This window comes from Sodalis sp. RH16 (genome assembly GCF_047324245.1).
Lineage (GTDB): Bacteria > Pseudomonadota > Gammaproteobacteria > Enterobacterales > Enterobacteriaceae > Acerihabitans > Acerihabitans ligni.
On sequence record NZ_CP178737.1, the window covers coordinates 456,150 to 473,372 of the forward strand.

Here is a 17,223-nt window from a genome sequence, read left to right on the forward strand (position 1 = left end):
CGATTCTCGGTTCCGTTTTCGGTTTGAGAGTTTAAAAGGGCGCCGTCAGTGCGAAAAACGTCCGGCCGGTCACCACATCATTCTGGATTTGCCGCTTCAACTCATCAAGGGAGGCAAACCGTTGTTCATTACGCAATTTAGCACGAAACACCACTTCGATATGGCGGCCGTACAGGTCCATCGACGTATCCAGCAAATGGACTTCCAGCCGCGACACCAGCCCGGCCACCGTGGGTCGGGTGCCGATGTTCGCCACGCCCGGCAGCGGCATGGCCGACAGACCCAGGACCTCCACCGCATACACGCCGTTAATGGGCGCCGGCCGCTTTTTCAGCGAGACGTTGGCGGTGGGAAATCCCAGGGTACGGCCCAGCTCGTCGCCGTGCTCCACCCGGCCGGAAATTCGGTAGGGATGGCCAAGCAGCATTTCGGCCTCGGCAAGCAGATCGGTATTCAGCGCTTCCCGTACCGCGGTGCTGCTGATACGCAAGCCGCCTTCGGTATAGGTCGCGGTGCTCATGACATCAAAACCCGCGTCGGTACCCGCCTGCTGCAAAAAGGCGTAATCACCCTCCCGGCAGGCGCCGAACCGAAAATCATCACCCACGCAAAGCAGCCTGACGCCGAGCTTGTCCACCAGCAGCCGGGAAACAAACGTCCGGGCGTCCATGGCGGCAAAATGCTGATCAAACTTCGCACAGAGTACTATGTCCACCCCGGCCTGGGCCAGGTACTTCACTTTATCCCGCAGGCGGGTCAGCCGCGCCGGGGCGTCCCGGCCGGCAAAATGTTCTTGCGGCTGGGGCTCGAATATCATCACCATTACCGGCAGGCCTCTTTTACGGCCTTCGGACTGCAATTGCGCTATCAGCGCCTGATGCCCGCGATGAAAGCCGTCAAAATTGCCGATGGTGAGCACGCACCCGGAGTGACGCGCCTGAAGATTATGTATGCCGCGAATAAGCTTCATAGCAGGCTCAAGACAATGGAAATCGGCGGATTATACCTTGTACGGAGCCTAAGGTTAACCCGCGAATCCAATCTTTGCCCGTAACAGCGGAGAAAACCACGCTTATATTGCCCGGTCTGGTTTTTTGCGCAGGTTATTCTGCCCGGGGCGGAGTATTCCGCTCCCCGTGGCCGGGCCGCCGGGAGCGAGTCACCTTTCTTAATAACGATATGCCCACTAGATTTCATGTTGCGGCAAGGGGGCAAGGGAGAGATGACGGGTATAATCGCTTTTTTCACTGCAAACACTGTATTCCTTGGGCTGAAACTGGTAGAATCCTGCGCCATCACATTGTAACAGGCGTTGCGTTATTGAGCGGCGCTTATTTGCACAAATCCATTGACAAAAGAAGGCTGAAAGGGCATATTCCTCGGCCTTTGAATTGTCTCATAGAACACGTTTGGGAGTTGGACCTTGGCTAATATCAAATCAGCTAAGAAACGCGCCGTACAGTCTGAGAAGCGTCGTCAGCACAATGCAAGCCGTCGCTCCATGATGCGTACCTTTGTTAAGAAGGTATACGCGGCTATCGATTCAGGTGATAAAGAAGCTGCGCAGAGTGCATTTTCTGTTATGCAGCCCCTAGTGGACCGTCAGGCCAGCAAAGGTCTGATCCACAAGAACAAAGCAGCGCGTCATAAATCTAATCTGACCGCGCGTATCAACGCTATGCAGTAAGTGTTGTTATTCGTTAAAAAAACCGGCTTCGGCCGGTTTTTTTTATGCGCCATTGTTAACATCATGCCCTGCTACGCCGCCTGCGGCAAAGCCCTTCGCAGCACCAGATAGCCCAGGATTGCCGATAGCGTCGAACCCGACAGGATACCCAGCTTTGCCAAGGTGAGCTGTTCATTTCCCGAACCGGTGCCGAATGCCAGGCCGGCAATAAAAATCGACATGGTGAAGCCAATGCCGCAGAGTACCGCCGCGGCGGCAATCTGCCCCATGGCCACGCCATCGGGCAAGCGCGCCATACGCAGCTTCACTGACAGCAGGCAGAACGCCATTATCCCCACGGGTTTCCCCAGGATTAGCCCGGCGGCGATGCCGGCCGGCAGCAGCGAAAGCAGGCTGCCGGGCGTCAAGCCCTGCAAGGAGACCCCGGCATTGGCAAACGCGAACAGCGGCAAGATCAAATAGATGACCCAGGGCTGCAACCGGTGCTCCAGCACCAGCGCGGGGGAGTAAGCCTTCCCCGGCAGGCTCAGCGGTATCAGGGCGCCGGCAATCACCCCGGCCAGGGTGGCGTGGATGCCGGAGAGCAGGACACATGTCCAAAGCGCCGCGCCGGCCAGCAGATAGAGGCCGGGATGACTGATATTTCTGCGGTTCATCAGCCACATAACCGCCGCTACCCCGGCGGCGCCCGCCAGCGCCGCCGGGGAAAGTTGGTGATTGTAAAACAGGGCGATGATAACGATGGCCCCTAAATCGTCGATAATGGCCAGCGCCAGCAAAAAGGCCTTCAGGCTGGCGGGCACGCGTTTTCCCAGCAGTGCCAGCACGCCCACCGCGAAGGCGATATCCGTTGCCGTCGGAATGGCCCAGCCGGCGTAATTAGCCGGGGCATGCCGGTTCATCAGCATATAGATGATGGCCGGCGCTATCATTCCTCCCAGCGCAGCGATAGCCGGGAATGCCGCCTGGGCGCGGCTGGCCAGCGCACCCTGGATAAGTTCCCGCTTAACCTCCAGCCCGATGAGTAAAAAAAACATCGCCATCAAACCGTCATTGATTAGCGCAAGCAGGTTAAAGGAAGCGCCCTGTTCGCCGGCGGCGGCCCGGGGGTAATATAGGGTGGCCTCATAGGCCTCACGGGCCGGGGAATTAGCGATGATCAATGCCGCCAGCGCTGCCAGAATCAATAACACACCGCTTGAAGCTTCATGCGAGAGCCAGCGGCGAATAATAAAAATCAAAGTCCCTTACCTCGGTATACGCTAGATGAGTTTTATTGTGCGGGAATTGGCGCTGTGGGTAAACAAAAGGGACTGATAATCGGAAGGTATTACAAGCCGCTTCGCAAAACGCGGTTTTATCTCCAGCCGGGATAGCTTACTGGCGCACCATAGCGGATAGATAACCTCCCCAACAGCGTTGCCGAACACTATCATCAGCATAGCCGGGGGAGACATTTATCGCCGGGGCCGCGAAGGCGAACGGCCCTTTCGGATTTTTAGCGCGTCAAATCGTCGAAAAACTTCTTCACGCCGTCAAGAAAGCTCTTGGATCGCGGGCTGTTTTGCGCACCGCCGGCGCCGCCGAAACTCTCCTCCAGCTCGCGCAGCAGCTGTTTTTGCTTTTCATTAAGCTTCACCGGCGTTTCCACTACAACCCGGCACAGCAGGTCCCCCTGAGCGCCGCCGCGTACCGATTTAACCCCTTTGCCGCGCATTCTGAACAACTTGCCGGTTTGCGTTTCCGCCGGCACTTTCAGGCTTACCCGGCCGTCGAGCGTCGGCACTTCGATTTCGCCGCCCAGCGCCGCCATGGCGAAATTGATGGGGACTTCGCAAAACAGGTTATTGTCTTCACGTTCGAAAATGGGATGCTGGCGGACCTGAACCTGAACGTACAGATCTCCGGCCGGCGCCCCCTGCTCCCCTGCTTCACCTTCCCCCGCCAAACGGATCCGATCGCCGGTATCCACCCCGGCCGGTATTTTGACCGACAGGGTTTTGGCTTTCTCTACCCGGCCGTGGCCGTGGCATTTATGGCAAGGATCCTTGATTACCTTGCCGCGTCCCTGGCAGGTGGGGCAGGCTTGCTGCACCGCGAAAAAGCCCTGGCGCATCTGCACCTGTCCGGCGCCGTGGCAGGTAGGACAGGTTATGGGCGAAGTGCCCGGTTTGGCGCCGCTGCCATGGCAAACGTCGCACTCTTCAAGAGCGGGGATACGGATTTCCTTGGTAACGCCGCGCACCGCCTCTTCCAGCGTCAGCTCCATATTGTAGCGGAGATCCGAACCACGGCTGGCGCGCTGGCGGCGACCGCCGCCGAAAATATCGCCGAACACATCGCCGAAGATATCGGTGAAATCCGCTCCGCCGGCACCGCCGCCGCCCATGCCCCCCTGCTCAAAAGCGGCATGGCCGTACTGATCGTAGGCCGCGCGTTTTTGCGGGTCATTCAGAATTTCATACGCTTCTTTGACTTCTTTGAACTTTGCTTCGGCTTGCGCGTTCCCGGGGTTACGATCCGGGTGGTATTTCATTGCCAGGCGTTTATAGGCCTTTTTGATTTCACGCTCATCCCCGTCTCTGGGGACGCCTAAAATCTCGTAATAGTCTGACTTCGCCATTGTCTCTTCCTGCCCTCGACATGCTTGCACGGGCGCAAGGTTACCCCTACGCCCGTGCCTGTTGCCAGCCACGATATCAGCTATCGCCGCTGTGCCCCATCAAGGGCGATTATTTTTTATCTTTGACTTCTTCAAACTCGGCATCGACCACGTCATCGTCCTTCTTGGCCCCATCGGCGCCGGCATCCGTTGCGCCTGCCCCGGCCTGCGCCTGCTGCTGCGCCACTTCCAGCAGTTTGCCGGAGACCTGGATCAGCGCCTGCATCTTGGCTTCGATTTCCGCTTTGTCTTCGCCTTTCAGCGCGGTATCCAGACCGTTCAGCGCGGTCTCGATAGCGGTCTTGTCATCCGCCGGCAGTTTATCGCCAGCTTCTTCCATTTGCTTGCGGGTGCTGTGCAGCAGGTGATCGGCCTGGTTGCGGGTCTGGACCAGTTCTTCGAACTTACGGTCGGATTCCGCGTTGGCTTCGGCTTCACGCACCATCTTCTGGATTTCTTCCTCGTTCAGACCGGAAGAGGCCTTGATGGTGATCTTCTGTTCGCGGCCGCTGTTCTTGTCCTTGGCGGACACATGCAGGATACCGTCGGCATCGATATCAAAGGTCACTTCAATTTGCGGCATGCCGCGCATGGCCGGAGAAATACCGTCCAGATTGAACTGTCCCAGGGACTTGTTATCGGCGGCGCGTTTACGTTCACCCTGCAGCACATGGATGGTCACGGCGGACTGGTTGTCTTCCGCAGTGGAGAACACCTGGCTATGCTTGGTGGGGATGGTCGTGTTTTTGGCGATAAGCGCCGTCATCACGCCGCCCATGGTTTCGATACCCAGGGACAAAGGCGTTACGTCCAGCAGCAGCACGTCTTTCACATCACCGGCCAATACGCCGCCCTGCACCGCGGCGCCGATAGCCACCGCTTCATCGGGGTTGACGTCTTTACGCGGTTCTTTGCCGAAGAAATCGGTAACGGTCTTCTGCACCAGCGGCATACGGGTCTGGCCGCCCACCAGAATAACGTCCTTGATATCGCTCACCGACAGCCCGGCATCCTTCAGGGCCATCTTCAGCGGATCCATGGTGCGTTTAACCAAGTCTTCCACCAGGGATTCCAGCTTGGCGCGGGTGACCTTGATGTTCATGTGTTTCGGACCGGTGGCATCCGCCGTAATGTACGGCAGGTTCACGTCGGTCTGCTGAGCGGAAGAGAGCTCGATCTTGGCCTTTTCCGCGGACTCTTTCAGACGCTGCATCGCCAGCGGATCATTGCGCAGATCGATGCCCTGGTCTTTCTTGAATTCATCAACCAGATAATTAATCAGGCGGCTGTCGAAGTCTTCGCCACCCAAATGAGTGTCGCCATTGGTGGACAGGACTTCAAAGGTCTTTTCGCCATCCACATCGTCGATTTCGATAATCGAGATATCGAACGTACCGCCGCCCAGGTCATACACCGCGATGGTGCGGTTGCCGACTTCTTTATCCAGACCGTAGGCCAGCGCCGCGGCGGTGGGTTCGTTAATGATGCGTTTAACATCAAGACCGGCAATACGTCCCGCATCCTTGGTGGCCTGGCGCTGGGTATCGTTGAAATACGCCGGCACGGTGATAACCGCTTCGGTAACCGGTTCACCCAGGTAATCTTCCGCGGTTTTTTTCATTTTTTTCAGGATTTCGGCGGAGATCTGCGGCGGGGCCATTTTCTGGCCTTTCACGTCCAGCCAGGCATCTCCGTTATCGGATGCGATAATGCTGTACGGCATGATGTTTTTGTCACGCTGTACTTCTTCGTCTTCGTAACGGCGTCCGATCAAACGTTTGATGGCGAACAGCGTGTTCTTGGGATTAGTGACGGACTGACGTTTAGCTGGTTGGCCAACCAGAATTTCACCGTCCTGCGTGTAAGCAATAATGGAAGGGGTAGTACGATCGCCTTCGCTGTTTTCCAGCACCCGAGGTTTGGAGCCTTCAATGATTGCGATACAAGAGTTGGTCGTACCCAAGTCGATACCAATAATTTTACCCATCTAAACATCTCCACTAAAAGTCATATTCGTTGTGGTCGTAAACCTGATATGTGGCCGGTTAAGCTGTTTTCAAGTTACCGACTGCTATTTGTTTGCAGGTTTAACAACGTTGGTTGCAGATAAGATGGGGCCGCTACGCCGTGCATCAAGGGGTAAGGGGAAAAAAAAGCTGTTTTTCCCGTCCCTTAGCCCCGCCGTATTGCTATTGAAAACAGTCAAATAGCTATATCATTATGAAAGATATGGATTTTATGCCGTACGATAAAAATTCAGGCCCGAACGAGATAAAAGCGAGAGCCGGCGCGAAAAAACCGCGTCCGGCCCCAGCGGACATCACCGCCTGATCAGGCGGCGGAATTGATCCTGTCGCCCAACGGCAATATGCGGCGCAGATCCGCCGGCAGGAATATCCCGAGGGCTACCCCCATCAATGCCAGACCCAACACATACCAGGCGGGGGCCATGGGAGTGATTTTCATCAGCAGTGTGACGAATATCGGCGTTAGGCCGCCGAACACGGCGTAAGCAATATTATAGGAGAACGAAATACCGCTGAAACGCACCGCGGCGGGAAAAACATGCACCATGACGTAAGGCACCCCGCCCACCACGCCGACGCTGAAACCCGCCAGCCCATAGGCGACAAATAGCTGCAGCGGGTGGCCGCCGCCGGCGTGGTAGAACAGCCAGCTGAAAACGGCCAGCATAAGGCAGCCGTACGTAAAGGTCTTACCCGCGCCCAGGGTATCGATGACCGCGCCGGTGACCACGCACCCCGCCGCCAGGGCAATGGTGGCCAGGCAATTGGCTTCCAGCGCCAGGGCCGCCGGCACCCCTGCCTGCTGTTGCAGCCACAGGGGTGCCATCAGGATCACCACCACAATGCCGGCGGACAACAGCCAGGTCAGCAGCATGGAAAGGATCACCGCCTTTTGGTGGTTGACGATGACCGATTTCAGCGGCAGTTCCTTCGCCAGCATTTGCCGGGCCTGCATCTCCAGAAACACCGGTGTTTCCCGCAGCCAGCGCCGCAGGTACATGGCCGCCAGTCCGAAAACGCCGCCGAGGAAAAAGGGAATGCGCCAGCCCCACCGGACGATGTCCTGCCCAGAAATCAAGGCGTTGATCAGGGTGGCGACAAACGAGCCGAGCAATATGCCGACGGTAAGTCCGGCGGTCAAGGTGCCGCAGGCGAAACCGATACGCCGCCGCGGCACATGTTCGGCCACGAAAACCCACGCGCCGGGCACTTCCCCGCCAATGGCCGCTCCCTGCAGGATCCGCAGCAGTAACAGCAGCAGCGGCGCGGCAACGCCCAGCGCGGCATAGGTAGGCAGCAGCCCCATCAGCAGGGTAGGCAGCGCCATCAGCAGTATCGACAGGCTGAACATCTTTTTGCGCCCGACCCTATCGCCGAAATGCGCCATAACGATGCCCCCCAGGGGCCTGGCCAGGTAGCCGGCGGCAAAAATACCGAAGGTTTGCATTTGCCTGAGCCATTCCGGCAGATCGGCCGGGAAGAACAGCTTGCCCATAACGCCGGCGAAAAACACAAAAATGATAAAATCATAAAACTCCAGAGCGCCCCCCAGGGCGGCCAGAGAGAGGGTTTTATAATCTTGCGGATTCAAACGACGCCGAGGATCGCCATTCATAATTTTTCACTTAACGCCAGATAAAATAAGAAAAAAATACAAACCTTATTGTAAAGATATTTTTACTGGCTGGAAACCCTTTTCACCGCCGTGAGCGGGCCGGGGAGGTAATAAGTAGTAAATGGAGGAAGGCAGGACTTACATGCCCCCGGCACGTTTCCCATCAGCTGTCGGCGGGGCGGCGGGCGCTTCGGGGACGGAAGGAGGATACGACGGCCGGGTCGGTGTCCAGATACGGCCCCTCCAACAGTTGGATACAATAGGGCACGCTGGCGAAAATGCCGGTCACCAGCACCTTGCCCTGTTCATCCTTAACCCCTTCCAGGGTTTCTTTTATTGAGCGGGGCTGGCCCGGCAAATTAAGGATCAGGGCCTGTTTACGAATCACGGCGGTCTGCCGGGATAAAATGGCGGTGGGTACAAAATGCAGGCTGATTTGCCGCATCTGCTCGCCGAAGCCGGGCATTTCACGATCCGCCACCGCCAGCGTCGCATCGGGGGTCACATCGCGGCGGGCCGGACCTGTGCCGCCGGTGGTCAGCACCAGATGACAACCCATTTCATCCACCAGTTCACAAAGGGTTTGCTCAATCAACAGCTGCTCATCGGGCACCAAACGGGTTTCCAGTTTGAACGGCGTAACCAGCGCCCCGGTGAGCCAGGCGGCCAGCGCGGGGATACCCTGATCCTGATAGACACCTTTGGCGGCGCGATCGGAGATGGAAACCAGCCCTATGCGACATGTATTCATGGATATCATCCTGCAGCGAATATTCCGCTTATGATATCAAGTTGCCCATTAAAGGCCAGCCGCTAAAAAAACGGCCCGCAACGCGGGCCATATTCGCTGTTGTCGCGCGTTACAGCAATTCTTTGATCATCTTTTCCAGCTTTTCCTGATCGACGGCAAACTTGCGGATGCCGTCAGCCAGCTTATCCACCGCCATCGGATCGAGGTTATGCTCCCACAGGAACTCGGCTTCGGTCATTTTTGCGGGACGCGCCTTGATATTTCCTGTATAGGATAGTTTACGTTCCAGCGGGCCTTCGCTTTCCGCCAGCTCTTTGAGCAGCGGCGGCGCGATGGTCAGGCGGTCGCAGCCGGCCAGTTCGATGATTTCGCCGATGTTACGGAAACTGGCGCCCATGACCACGGTTTCATAGCCATGCTCTTTGTAGTAGCGGTAAATCTCGGTAACCGACACTACGCCGGGATCCTGCTGGGGGCTGAACTCTTTCTGGCTGCCGTTGGCTTTGTGCCAGTCAAGAATGCGGCCGACGAACGGCGAAATCAGAAAAGCGCCCGCTTCGGCGCAGGCGCGGGCCTGGGCGAAGGAAAACAGCAGCGTCAGATTACAATTGATGCCGGCTTTTTCCAACTCTTCCGCCGCACGGATGCCCTGCCAGGTAGAGGCCAGTTTAATCAGGATGCGATCGTTGCCGATACCGGCATCGTTATAAAGCTTGATGAGCCGTTTGGCTTTGGCGACGCTGGCTTCGGTGTCATAAGAAAGACGGGCATCCACTTCGGTGGAAACGCGGCCGGGGACCAGCTTCAGAATTTCGACGCCGATATTCACCGCCAGCTTGTCGGTGGCGTATTTAACCTGCTCGGCCGGATCGCTGCTTTGGTCGCGGGCCCAGGTGACGGCCTGATCGATGTATCGGCGATATTCAGGAATCTGCGCCGCATTAAGAATCAATGAGGGGTTGGTGGTCGCATCCTGTGGCTGGTACAGTTTAATGGCGGTGATATCACCCGTATCGGCGACAACGGAGGTCATTTTGCGTAGGGCACTTAATTTATCTGTCATGTTGAGATGTCTCATGGTGAAGGGTGTGCTTATAAGGTGGCATTGCACGGCCTTTTCCGATAATACCACGCGTGGGGACCGGCGCAAGGCTCACACCGGTGGATTATCCGCCGCCGCCGTTTATCATGGAAGAAGAGGCGGAAATGGCCGAGCTATTTAATTTCATCAATGATCTTATCTGGAATTCCGTCCTGATATATCTGCTGATAGGGACCGGGCTTTGGTTTACGTTGCGCTCCGGTTTTATCCAGTTCCGCCACTTTTTTCATATCTTCTCCATCCTGAAAGGATCGAACCAGGCCGACCGCGCCGGCATCTCGCCCTTTCAAGCCTTGTGCACCACCCTGGCGGCGCGTATCGGCTGCGGCAATCTCACCGGCGTGGTCCTGGCGCTGGTGGTGGGCGGGCCGGGCGCCATCATCTGGATGTGGCTGGCGGCGTTTATCGGCATGGCCACCGCCTTTGTGGAAAGCACGCTGGCGCAGCTCTATAAAGTACGCGACGCGCAGGGCAATTTTCGCGGCGGTCCGGCCTGGTACATGGAGAAAGGCCTGGGCCTGCGCTGGATGGGCATATTGTTTTCCTGCTTCCTGCTGGTGGGCTACGGCGGCGTATTCAACTCGGTACAGGCCGGGGCGATTGCCCAATCGCTGCAGGGCGCGTTCGGTTATAAATCCTACCAGATCGGCCTGGGGCTGGTGGCGCTGACCGCCCTGGCCATCTTCGGCGGGGTGCGGTTCATTGCCCGCCTGTCGCAATGGATAGTACCGGCCATGGCGCTGCTCTACGTTATCCTGGCGGGTTGGACGGCGGCCCATAATATAGGCAGGCTGGCCGACGTAGCCGAACTGGTGTTCAGCAGCGCGTTCGGACTGCGCCAGGCCGCCGCAGGGGTAGCCGGCTACGGGATATCCCAGGCGATTTTCCTGGGGGTGCAGCGGGGATTGTTCTCCAACGAGGCCGGCATGGGTTCGGCGCCCAATATCGCCGCCGCCGCCACCCCCTGGCCGCCGCATCCAGCCTCCCAGGGCTATATACAAATGCTGGCGGTGTTTATCGACACCATCGTGATATGCAGCGCCACCGCCGCCATCATCCTCACGTCCGGGGCGTTGGATCAGGCCACGCCCCCGCAGCCGGGCTTCGCCTTGATCCAGCAATCCATCGCCTCCGTGGGCGGCGCATGGAGCACCTGGTTCATGGTGATCATTATTTTTATATTCGCCTTCACTTCCATCATCGGCAACTACGCCTATGCGGAAAGCAGCCTGCGATTCTTCCGCCGCTGCCCCCGAGGGCTGATATGGCTGTTTCGCTTGCTGACGCTTACGATGGTGATGTTCGGCTGCCTGGCCGACATGCCGGTATTGTGGCGGCTGGCGGATATGGCGATGGGGTTGATGACCCTCACCAATCTCATCGCGCTGCTGCTGCTGTCGCGTATCGCGTTAATGCTGGCGCGTGATTACAATAGCCAGCGCAATATCGGTAAATTACCGACCTTCTACGCCGCTAATTTCCCCGCTATCGCCGACCAGCTGTCACCGGGAATCTGGGACCGGCCGGCAGCGCCTAAATGAGAAGAGACACAGGACCGGAAAAATATGCTTATCGTTATCTCTCCAGCCAAAACGCTGGATTACCAAAGCCCGCCGGCTACCCGGCGCTACAGCCGGCCGGCGCTGCTGGAAAGCTCAAAACAGATCATGGCGATATGCCGGAAGCTAACGCCGGCTCAGTTGTCCGCGCTTATGGGCATCAGCGATAAACTGGCCAGTCTTAATGTGGCGCGCTTCCAGTCATGGCAGGAGGAGTTCACCCCCGACAACGCCCGCCAGGCGATTCTGGCGTTTAAAGGCGATGTTTATAACGGCTTGCGGGCCGACACCTTCGACGAAGAGGATTTTGATTTCGCCCAGACTCATCTGCGCATTCTGTCCGGGCTGTACGGCATATTACGCCCGCTGGATCTGATGCAGCCCTACCGGCTGGAAATGGGCATCAAACTTGCCAATCCGCGGGGAGCCGATTTATACCGGTTCTGGGGGGATACGCTGACCGACACATTGCAGGAAGCGCTGGAGGAGCAACAAGACAACGTGTTGATTAACCTGGCATCGGAAGAGTACTTCAGAGCGGTCAATGAGAAAAAACTGGCGGGACGCATCATCAAGCCGGTCTTTCTCGATCAGAAAAACGGCAAATACAAAGTCATCAGCTTCAACGCCAAAAAGGCCCGCGGCATGATGAGCCGCTTTATCATTACCGGCAGGCTATCGCGCCCGGAACAGCTTACCGAATTTCATGACGGCGGCTATGTTTATGACGCCGCGCAATCCAGCGAAACCGAATTTATCTTCAAACGGCCGGAGCGCCCCGCAGAGCGGTAGGCACGCCGGCACCGATCGTGCAACGAGCCTGTTAAAGGGAGAGCATGCCGATGGGGTCGAAGCAGGCGTGGTTTTCCCGCCTGCCCGAGCGCCCCATGGCATGGTAGGCCCGCCAGCGCCGATCGTGCAGCGATCGCGTTAAAGGGAGAGCATGCCGATGGGGTCGAAGCAGGCGTGGTTTTCCCGCCTGCCCGAGCGCCCCATGGCATGGTAGGCCCGCCAGCGCCGATCGTGCAGGCCCGCCACATGCCGGACTCCCGGCGTTTTACGCCGGCAAATCCATCAGCAGCCGGCGCAATTGCGCAAAATCCGCCGGCAGCTGCCGCGACAGCAGCGGCAGCGTAGCCCGCAGCGCCAGCGCCTTCGGCAACGGCAAGGAACTGCCCAGCACCTCGTCCACCGTCTCCTTGAATTTCGCCGGATGGGCGGTGCCGAGGAACAAACCGAACTCGCCGGGCTTCAGTTGATCCCGCAGCAACCGATAGGCAATAGCGGCATGGGGTTCTGAAATATAGCCCAGCGCCGCCAGCTCACGCATGGTCTCCCGCGTAATATCATCGCTCACGCTGCCATAGGACAAACTGTCCAGGCGCCAGTTCTTGCGACGGAAAAGCTCCTCCACCCGCGGCCAGTTGTTCGGCTGGCTGACATCCATCGCATTGGACAGCGTGGTAACGGTAGGATTGGGCAACCACCGGCCGCCGGACAAAAATCGCGGCACGGTATCATTGGCGTTGGTGGCGGCAATAAAACGCTTAACGGGCAGACCCAGCGACATAGCCAGCAAACCGGCGGTCAAATCGCCGAAGTTGCCGCTGGGCACCGAGACCACCAGCTGATTGCGCGCTTCCTGCGGCAACTGCGATACCGCTTCAAAATAGTAACAAATCTGCGCCAGCAGACGGCTGATATTAATGGAGTTAGCCGAATTCAAGCCCAGCTCGCGTTTTAACGGCTCATCGTCAAACGCCTGTTTCACCAGCGCCTGGCAGGCATCGAAATCGCTTTCAACGGCAACGGTGTGGATATTGCCGCCGAGGGTGCAAAACAGCTTTTCCTGCAGCGGGCTGATTTTACCCTTCGGATAAAGAATCACCACCCGCACGTTATCCAGTCCGTAAAAGGCGTGCGCCACCGCGGCGCCGGTATCGCCTGAGGTGGCGGTGAGGATGGTCACCGGCTCGCCTTTGGCCACCTCGGTCAGCATCTGCGCCATAAAACGGCCGCCGAAATCCTTGAACGCCAGGGTCGGCCCGTGGAACAGCTCCAGGGCGGCAATATCCGCCGAGATATTCACCACCGGCGCCGGGAATTCGAAAGCGGCGTTCACGCGCTTGTAGATGATTTCCAGGGGCAGCTCATCGCCGATATAGGCCGACAGAATGCGAGCGCTGCGGGTCACCAGATCGAGCTTAAGCAGCTCATCGATTTGCGTCGGGGTAAACTCCGGCAGGTCTCGCGGAAAAAACAATCCCTGCTGACGCCCCAGCCCTTGCTTGATCGCCTGCGCGAAGCTGACCTGCTCGTTGTGATCTTTAATATTATACAGTTTCATGCGTTATCCCATCACTCGCGCGCCGGTGGTATCCAGGCGACAGATATGAACAAATCCTTCGTCGTTTTGCAGGTAGTGCTGCGCCAGCCAATCCGCCAGACGCTGCGCGGTATCCTCCCGATCGCACACCGCGAACATCGTCGGACCGGATCCGGAGATGCCGCAGGCCAGCGCGCCTATCTGGGTCGCCGCATGGCGCGCCTCGATAAATCCCGGCAGCAGACGGGTACGGTACGGCTCGGCGATGACGTCCTTCATCAGCTTGGCCGCCAGGGCGGGCTGCTGGGTATGGCTGGCGTGAATAAACCCCGCCAGGAAACGGCCGTGGCTGATACAGTCCTGGCGGCGATACTGCGCCGGCAATATCGCCCGCGCCTCGGCGGTGGAGACCTTGATGCCCGGGTAGGCCATGACCCACAGCCATTCGCTGAAACCGGGAATCTGCTGGCTGATGATACTGTTCTCTTCCAGCATCAGCTGGATGCCGCCGAGAAAACAGGGCGCCACATTATCGTAATGGACGCTGCCGGAAATGCGCCCTTCCATTTCTCCCATCAGCGTCAGCATATGGTTTTCGTCCAGGGGATAATCGCAGTAGGCGTTCATCGCTACCAGCGCCGACACCACTGAACAGGCGCTGGAGCCCAGGCCGGAGCCGATAGGCATGTTTTTTTCCAGCATCATGGCTACCGGAACGGTTTTACCCACCGCCTGGCAAAATCGCTGCCAGCATTGATAAACGATGTTCTGCTGCGGATCCGCCGGCAGCTTGCCGGCAAAGCGACCTTGATTGGTCAGGCTGAACTGCGCCGCGGCTTCCACCGTCACACAATCCCCCAGCAGCGTACCGTCCACCGGCGAGACCGCCGCCCCCAGCACATCGAAGCCGACACTGACATTACCTATTGATGCCGGCGCATACACCTTAACCATTTTAAACTCCCAGCTTCCATGACAGCGTACGCAAAAGATCCGCAAAGACACCGGCGGCCGTTACCTCGTTGCCGGCGCCGTAACCGCGCAATACCAGCGGCAACGGTTGATAATAACGGGTGTAAAAGGCTAGTGCGTTTTCACCATCCTTCACTTTGTATAACGGATTATTACCGTCCACCGCGGCGATTCTCACCCGGCATCGGCCATCGTCGATACTGGCGACGTAACGCAACACCTTGCCCTCATCACGGGCCGCCGCCACTTTGGCGCCGAAGGCATCGTCAATCTCCGGCAGCCTGGCCATAAACGTCTCCACGTCGCCGCCGTCGTCAAACCCTTCCGGCAACACGGGCTCCACCTCCACATCCGCCAGTTCCAGCTGATGGCCGGCCTCACGGGCAAGGATCAGTAACTTACGCGCAACATCCGTACCTGACAAGTCATCCCGCGGATCGGGCTCGGTAAACCCCAGTTCTTTCGCCGCCAGCGTCGCAGCCGACAGCGACAGTCCTTCATCCAGTTTGCCGAAAATATAGGACAGGGATCCGGAAAGGATACCGGAAAACCGCGTCAATTCATCGCCGGCATTCAGCAGATTCTGTAAATTCTCGATCACCGGCAAACCGGCGCCGACGTTGGTATCGTAAAGGAATTTACGGCGCGATCCCGCCGCCGCCCCGCGCATTTGCCGGTAATACTGCATGGATGAGGTGTTGGCCTTTTTATTGGGGGTCACCACATGAAAACCGTCGGCCAGAAAATCGGCGTATTGATCGGCAATCGCCGCGCTGCTGGTGCAGTCAACGATAACCGGATTAAGCAGATGATACTCTTTCACCAGGCGGATAAGCCGTCCCAGATTAAAAGGCTCCCGGGCCTGCGCCAGCTCTTCCTGCCAGCTATCCAGCGCGATGCCGTGGACATTGGTGAGCAGCGCCTTTGAATTGGCGATACCGCACACCCGCAGATCAATATGCTTCTCTTTAAGCCATTGGTGCTGGCGGCGGATTTGCTCCAGCAATGCGCCGGCAACCCCGCCCGAACCGATGACGAACACTTCGATAACCTGATCGGTATTGAACAGCATCTGGTGGGCGACACGCACCCCGGTGGTGGTAAGATCATTATCCACCACCACCGAGATGGACCGTTCGGATGAGCCCTGGGCGATGGCGATGATATTGATATTGGCCCGCGCCAGCGCCGCGAACAGCTTGGCGGACAGCCCGCGCTGAGTGCGCATCCCGTCGCCAATGACCGAAATGATCGCCAGTTTGTTCATAATATCCAGCGGTTCCAGCAGGCCGTCCTTAAGCTCCAGGTAGAACTCATCTTCCAGGGCCTTGCGGGCGCCGTTTAATTCGTTTTGCGGCACGCAGAAGCTGATGCTGTATTCCGACGAGGACTGGGTTATCAACACCACCGAACTGCCGGCGCGGGACATGGCGGCGAAAACCCGCGCGGCCATGCCGATCATCCCTTTCATGCCTGGACCGGATACGTTAATCATCGCCATATTATTAAGGTGCGTAATTCCCTTCACCGGATTGGACAGGTCCGGATCGGTACGGCCGATCAACGTTCCCGGCGCCTGCGGGTTTTCGGTATTTTTTATCAGACAAGGAATCTGGAAGCGGGCGATGGGGGCAATGGTGCGGGGATGCAGCACCTTGGCGCCGAAGTAGGAGAGCTCCATCGCCTCCTGATAGGACATGGATTTCAGCAGGCGCGCATCCGGCACCTGGCGCGGATCGCAGGTATAAACCCCGTCCACGTCGGTCCATATTTCACAGCAATCGGCGCGCAGACAGGCGGCTAATACCGCGGCGGAATAGTCGGAGCCGTTACGCCCCAGCACCACCAGTTCCCCTTTCTCGTTGCCGGCGGTAAAACCCGCCATCAGAATAATATGATCCGGCGGGATAGCGGCATCATTGATACGCCGGGTAGATTCCACGATGTCTACGGTGGATTCCAGGAATCCGCCCTGTGCCAGCAGCTTCTCCACCGGATTGATGACCGTCACGGCAAAACCGCGGGCGATAAATACCGCCTCCATAATGGCGATGGACAGCTTTTCACCGCGGCAAATGATGGCGGCGTTGATGCTGTCGGGGCACTGCTTGAGCAGGCTGATGCCGTGCAGCAACTGTTTGATTTGGGCGAATTCCTGCTCCACCAATATCCGTAAAGCGATGTAGTCGAGCCCTCGCTGCGTCTGGGACAAACCCAGCAGCAGGTCGGCGAAGATCTGTTCGGCATCATGCATGGTGGGCTGGATATCCATGCCGGCGAGCGTCTTTTCGATCATCGAAACCAGATGGTTGGTGATTTTGGCGGGTGCGGAAAGCACCGTGGCGACCTGTCCCTGCCCTGCATTGCTTTCAATGATATCGGCCACCCGGCTGAACCGCTCAGCGTTGGCCACCGAGGTACCACCGAATTTCAGTACTCGCATTTGTTTTTTTCTCCTGAATTGAAGCTTAAAAAAAAGCCCGCACTGTCAAGGTGCGGGCTTTTTTCTGTTTATCCTGTAT

13 protein-coding genes and 1 other annotated feature (1 of these 14 cut by a window edge) are annotated in these 17,223 nt (G+C 57.8%); of the genes, 3 read left to right on the plus strand and 10 right to left on the minus strand.

Annotation, left to right across the window (positions count from 1 at the left end; genetic code table 11):
• Positions 1 to 31 precede the first annotated feature (31 nt).
• On the minus strand, positions 32 to 970 hold the full coding sequence (gene ribF / locus ACL2XJ_RS02065) for a bifunctional riboflavin kinase/FAD synthetase (RefSeq protein ID WP_413725502.1): 939 nt from the start codon (positions 968 to 970) through the stop codon (positions 32 to 34).
• A gap of 453 nt (positions 971 to 1,423) precedes the next feature.
• Between ribF and rpsT the strand changes: the two genes are divergently transcribed.
• On the plus strand, positions 1,424 to 1,687 hold the full coding sequence (rpsT, locus tag ACL2XJ_RS02070; RefSeq protein WP_203523918.1) for a 30S ribosomal protein S20: 264 nt from the start codon (positions 1,424 to 1,426) through the stop codon (positions 1,685 to 1,687).
• A gap of 71 nt (positions 1,688 to 1,758) precedes the next feature.
• Here rpsT and nhaA read toward each other — a convergent pair whose 3' ends face one another.
• The 6 genes from nhaA to tal form a co-directional block, all read right to left on the minus strand.
• A complete protein-coding gene (nhaA, locus tag ACL2XJ_RS02075; RefSeq protein ID WP_413725503.1) occupies positions 1,759 to 2,928 on the minus strand; it encodes a Na+/H+ antiporter NhaA in 1,170 nt (389 codons plus the stop codon).
• Between the two features lie 257 nt (positions 2,929 to 3,185).
• Positions 3,186 to 4,310: a molecular chaperone DnaJ gene (gene dnaJ / locus ACL2XJ_RS02080; RefSeq protein WP_413725504.1), complete on the minus strand. Its 1,125-nt coding sequence runs from the start codon at positions 4,308 to 4,310 to the stop codon at positions 3,186 to 3,188.
• Positions 4,311 to 4,419: 109 nt separating this feature from the next.
• Complete coding sequence (gene dnaK / locus ACL2XJ_RS02085; protein WP_132925886.1) at positions 4,420 to 6,336, minus strand: molecular chaperone DnaK; 1,917 nt, start codon at positions 6,334 to 6,336, stop codon at positions 4,420 to 4,422.
• A gap of 344 nt (positions 6,337 to 6,680) precedes the next feature.
• On the minus strand, positions 6,681 to 7,991 hold the full coding sequence (locus ACL2XJ_RS02090; protein ID WP_203523921.1) for an MFS transporter: 1,311 nt from the start codon (positions 7,989 to 7,991) through the stop codon (positions 6,681 to 6,683).
• A 163-nt stretch (positions 7,992 to 8,154) separates the two neighbouring features.
• Entirely contained in the window at positions 8,155 to 8,742 is a 588-nt protein-coding gene (gene mog, locus ACL2XJ_RS02095; RefSeq protein WP_132925882.1) for a molybdopterin adenylyltransferase, read from the minus strand.
• A gap of 109 nt (positions 8,743 to 8,851) precedes the next feature.
• On the minus strand, positions 8,852 to 9,805 hold the full coding sequence (gene tal, locus ACL2XJ_RS02100; RefSeq protein WP_413725505.1) for a transaldolase: 954 nt from the start codon (positions 9,803 to 9,805) through the stop codon (positions 8,852 to 8,854).
• Positions 9,806 to 9,948: 143 nt separating this feature from the next.
• Here tal and ACL2XJ_RS02105 point away from each other — a divergent pair, with 143 nt between their 5' ends.
• Both ACL2XJ_RS02105 and yaaA read left to right on the plus strand, forming a co-directional pair.
• The gene (locus ACL2XJ_RS02105) at positions 9,949 to 11,385 is read left to right on the plus strand and encodes an alanine/glycine:cation symporter family protein (RefSeq protein ID WP_413726839.1); all 1,437 of its coding nucleotides are present in this window, start codon (positions 9,949 to 9,951) and stop codon (positions 11,383 to 11,385) included.
• A gap of 24 nt (positions 11,386 to 11,409) precedes the next feature.
• Positions 11,410 to 12,195, plus strand: a complete 786-nt coding sequence (gene yaaA / locus ACL2XJ_RS02110; protein ID WP_413725506.1) for a peroxide stress protein YaaA — start codon at positions 11,410 to 11,412, stop codon at positions 12,193 to 12,195.
• A 265-nt stretch (positions 12,196 to 12,460) separates the two neighbouring features.
• Here yaaA and thrC read toward each other — a convergent pair whose 3' ends face one another.
• Genes thrC through thrA form a run of 3 tightly spaced genes read right to left on the minus strand, consistent with a single transcriptional unit; the run spans position 12,461 to position 17,144 of the window.
• Positions 12,461 to 13,750 carry a threonine synthase gene (thrC, locus tag ACL2XJ_RS02115; RefSeq protein WP_413725507.1) on the minus strand — a complete coding sequence of 430 codons (1,290 nt, stop codon included), beginning with the start codon at positions 13,748 to 13,750 and terminating at the stop codon, positions 12,461 to 12,463.
• A 3-nt stretch (positions 13,751 to 13,753) separates the two neighbouring features.
• Positions 13,754 to 14,683, minus strand: a complete 930-nt coding sequence (gene thrB, locus ACL2XJ_RS02120; protein ID WP_413725508.1) for a homoserine kinase — start codon at positions 14,681 to 14,683, stop codon at positions 13,754 to 13,756.
• Between the two features lies 1 nt (position 14,684).
• Positions 14,685 to 17,144: a bifunctional aspartate kinase/homoserine dehydrogenase I gene (thrA, locus tag ACL2XJ_RS02125; protein ID WP_413725509.1), complete on the minus strand. Its 2,460-nt coding sequence runs from the start codon at positions 17,142 to 17,144 to the stop codon at positions 14,685 to 14,687.
• 26 nt (positions 17,145 to 17,170) lie between these two features.
• Positions 17,171 to 17,223, minus strand: a sequence feature (Thr leader region); it runs 65 nt beyond the window's last position.

Excerpts from the sequence above, each read along its gene's own strand:
- thrC (WP_413725507.1), bottom strand. The coding sequence starts at position 13,750 with ATGAAACTGTATAATATTAAAGATCACAACGAGCAGGTCAGCTTCGCG.
- tal (WP_413725505.1), bottom strand. The coding sequence starts at position 9,805 with ATGACAGATAAATTAAGTGCCCTACGCAAAATGACCTCCGTTGTCGCC.
- ribF (WP_413725502.1), bottom strand. The coding sequence starts at position 970 with ATGAAGCTTATTCGCGGCATACATAATCTTCAGGCGCGTCACTCCGGG.
- thrB (WP_413725508.1), bottom strand. The coding sequence starts at position 14,683 with ATGGTTAAGGTGTATGCGCCGGCATCAATAGGTAATGTCAGTGTCGGC.
- dnaK (WP_132925886.1), bottom strand. The coding sequence starts at position 6,336 with ATGGGTAAAATTATTGGTATCGACTTGGGTACGACCAACTCTTGTATC.
- dnaJ (WP_413725504.1), bottom strand. The coding sequence starts at position 4,310 with ATGGCGAAGTCAGACTATTACGAGATTTTAGGCGTCCCCAGAGACGGG.
- thrA (WP_413725509.1), bottom strand. The coding sequence starts at position 17,144 with ATGCGAGTACTGAAATTCGGTGGTACCTCGGTGGCCAACGCTGAGCGG.
- mog (WP_132925882.1), bottom strand. The coding sequence starts at position 8,742 with ATGAATACATGTCGCATAGGGCTGGTTTCCATCTCCGATCGCGCCGCC.
- yaaA (WP_413725506.1), top strand. The coding sequence starts at position 11,410 with ATGCTTATCGTTATCTCTCCAGCCAAAACGCTGGATTACCAAAGCCCG.
- ACL2XJ_RS02090 (WP_203523921.1), bottom strand. The coding sequence starts at position 7,991 with ATGAATGGCGATCCTCGGCGTCGTTTGAATCCGCAAGATTATAAAACC.
- ACL2XJ_RS02105 (WP_413726839.1), top strand. The coding sequence starts at position 9,949 with ATGGCCGAGCTATTTAATTTCATCAATGATCTTATCTGGAATTCCGTC.